General features: G+C 69.8%; 4 protein-coding genes. All 4 read left to right on the top strand.

The features are described 5' to 3' along the window. Positions 1–251: 251 nt before the first annotated feature. Positions 252–797: a ribosome maturation protein RimP gene (locus G6023_RS08125; protein ID WP_132061150.1), complete on the top strand. Its 546-nt coding sequence runs from the start codon at positions 252–254 to the stop codon at positions 795–797. After that, the gene (nusA, locus tag G6023_RS08120) at positions 794–1,780 is read left to right on the top strand and encodes a transcription termination factor NusA (RefSeq protein WP_132061152.1); all 987 of its coding nucleotides are present in this window, start codon (positions 794–796) and stop codon (positions 1,778–1,780) included. The genes G6023_RS08125 and nusA overlap by 4 nt, the downstream gene beginning before the upstream one ends. A gap of 140 nt (positions 1,781–1,920) precedes the next feature. Continuing rightward, positions 1,921–2,319, top strand: coding sequence for a YlxR family protein (locus tag G6023_RS08115; RefSeq protein ID WP_132061155.1), 399 nt, complete (start codon positions 1,921–1,923; stop codon positions 2,317–2,319). A gap of 69 nt (positions 2,320–2,388) precedes the next feature. Beyond that, positions 2,389–2,678 (top strand): translation initiation factor IF-2 N-terminal domain-containing protein (locus G6023_RS08110; RefSeq protein ID WP_182634916.1); only part of this gene is annotated, 290 nt, incomplete at its 3' end.

The raw sequence follows: 2,678 nt of genomic DNA, 5'->3' as shown, positions 1-2,678 counted from the left end.
CGGCCTCGAGCAGGCCGAGCAGGGGATCGGGGCGGTCGGTGACCGTGGGCAGGGCACAGCCACCGGCGACTGCGAGCCCGGCGACGCCGGCGGCCGCGACGGCGAACTGACGGCGCGAGAGGGCGACGGGGGCGAAATGGGGCACTCCGACATCCTGCCAGGGGTCGGAGAAGGGGGAGACGAGGCGGTACAGTGATGCGGCCCGTCCGCGTCCCGGAACGGAATCCGCCAGCCCGCAATCCAGGAGCACAGTGATCGTCCCCGAGCCCGACCGGGCCCATATACGCAAGGCGGTCTCGGACCGCAGCCTCGATCTCGAGGACCTCCGGGAGGATACCCGTTCGTCCACGTGGCACGTGACGGTCGTCGTGGACGGGGACTCCGGCGTCTCCCTCGACGATCTCGCCGAACTCTCCGTCGATCTCGACCCCCTCGCCGAGCAGTGGGGGGGATCGGGCCAGCCGGTCACGCTGGAGGTCACCAGCAGGGGCGTCGACGCGCCGCTGGAGCACCCCCGTCACTGGGCCCGTGCCCGCGGACGCCAGGTCGACCTGCTCTACGTCGACGGCGCCGACGGGCCGACCCGGGGACGGATCGGAGACCTCGACGAGGACTCGGGGACCGTCCGCATCGTGTCCAGGGCGGGGCGGGGGACCAGAGTGGACTCGGTAGCGTTGGATCAGGTGGCCCGCGCCGTGATCCGGGTCGAGTTCCGGCCAGCGCCACAGGAGGAGCTGGACCTGTTGTCCGAGCCGGAGAACCCCGGGCACGGCGTGCGAGAAGGAGAAAACCGTTGAACATCGACATGGCAGCGCTGAACATGCTGTCCCGAGAGCGCGAGATCCCGCTGGACGACCTCGTGCACACTCTCGAAAACGCGCTGCTCACCGCCTACAAGCGGACCGAGGGCTCGCATCGGGTGGCCCGGATCGCGCTGGACCGCAAGGCCGGCACGGTCGCCGTCATGGCCGCCGAGGTGGACGAGGACGGCAACCGCATCGGGGAGTTCGACGCCACCCCCTCCGACTTCGGGAGGGTGGCCGCGGCCACGGCACGGCAGATCATCCTGCAGCGTCTGCGCGAAGCCGAGACCGACCGCATCTACGGTGATCTCGTCACGCGTGAGGGCGAGGTGGTCAGTGGGGTCATCCAGTCCGACTCCCGCGCCAACGCCCGTGGGATCGTGGTCGTCCACATCGGACCCGAGAACGGGGGCACCGAGGGGACCATCGCCCCGGCCGAGCAGGTACCGGGTGAGACCTACACACACGGGGAGCGCATCAAGTGCCACGTCGTCGGGGTGCACAAGGGACCCCACGGCGCCTCCGTCTCGCTCTCCCGCACCCACCCGGACCTGGTCCGGGGACTCTTCGCGCTCGAGGTCCCGGAGATCGACGACGGCTCGGTGCGGATCGCGGCGATCGCGCGTGAGGCGGGCCACCGGACGAAGATCGCGGTGGAATCCACCATCTCGGGACTCAACGCGAAGGGCGCCTGCATCGGACCGAACGGGGCCCGTGTGCGCGCGGTCATGGCCGAGCTCAACGACGAGAAGATCGACATCGTCGACTACGACGACGACCCGACGGTGTTCGTCGGCAACGCCCTGTCCCCGGCGAAGGTGATCTCCGTCACCGTCGCCGATGCCACCACCAGGGCGGCCCGCGTCGTCGTCCCCGACTACCAGCTGTCCCTGGCGATCGGCAAGGAAGGCCAGAACGCACGTCTGGCACACCGCCTGACCCAGTGGCGGATCGACATCCACAGCGACGCGGAGTGACGCGCTGCGCCGCCCGGCGCCACGCGGTCGGGCGCGCCGTTAGTGTCGACACGGCATTGTCTGTAGACTGATCAGTTGTCACAGTGACTTCACGTCCACCCGTCCACTCGGGCCGGGCGGCGAGAGACCGAGGTGGCCGGATGCAGGGACGCAAGGACCAGCGGTTCGGTACCGCCGAGGCCGCGGGTCCGGTCAGGACCTGCGTCGGTTGCCGGGGTCGGGACACCGATTCCCGACTCCTCCGGATCGTTCACGATCCGGAGACGGCCGCTCTCTCGCCCGATCCGCGCCGACGGGCGGTCGGACGAGGAGCCTGGGTGCATCGCGAACCGCAGTGCATCACGACAGCGCTCGACCGCAAGGCCTTCACCAGGGCCCTGCGGATCGCCGGGAACGTGTCCCAGGACGCGCTCACGGAGGTACTCGAGGCACTACGCCTCGGGCACGACACCACCCGCCGACCGCTCGGTTCGGCAGGGGGAGCACAAGAGAAGGAACGGACCAGACACGATGAGCACACCGTGAAGCTCCAGCGATGAACGTCCATCGAATGTAGACCGAGGTCGCGCGGCCAGCCCTGCCGTGGAGACCTCGCAGTGAGGAGAGCAGTGGCAGGCAAGCCCCGGGTACACGAGCTGGCAAAAGAGTTCGGTATCACCAGTAAAGAACTTCTGACGAAACTCCGCGATCAGGGAGAGTTCGTCAAGTCCGCGTCCTCGACGTTGGAGGCCCCGGTCGTCCGGCGCCTGCGTGAGGCACATTCACCGGCAGGCGGCGACGCCGCCCCCGCCCCGTCTGAATCCGCAGGAGGCGCTGCGCCCAAGCCGGGTGCACCCTCGAAGCCGGCACCGGGCCCCCGTCCGGGCGCGGATCCGCGCTCGGCGGCTCCCAAGCCCGC

The sequence above is a fragment of the Dietzia sp. DQ11-71 genome (assembly GCF_014144995.1).
Taxonomy (GTDB): Bacteria; Actinomycetota; Actinomycetes; order Mycobacteriales; family Mycobacteriaceae; genus Dietzia; species Dietzia kunjamensis.
The sequence above is the reverse complement of the archived record's forward strand: the minus strand, read 5'-3'. Positions and strand labels throughout refer to the sequence as shown.

Excerpts from the sequence above, each read along its gene's own strand:
- G6023_RS08115 (WP_132061155.1), top strand. The coding sequence starts at position 1,921 with ATGCAGGGACGCAAGGACCAGCGGTTCGGTACCGCCGAGGCCGCGGGT.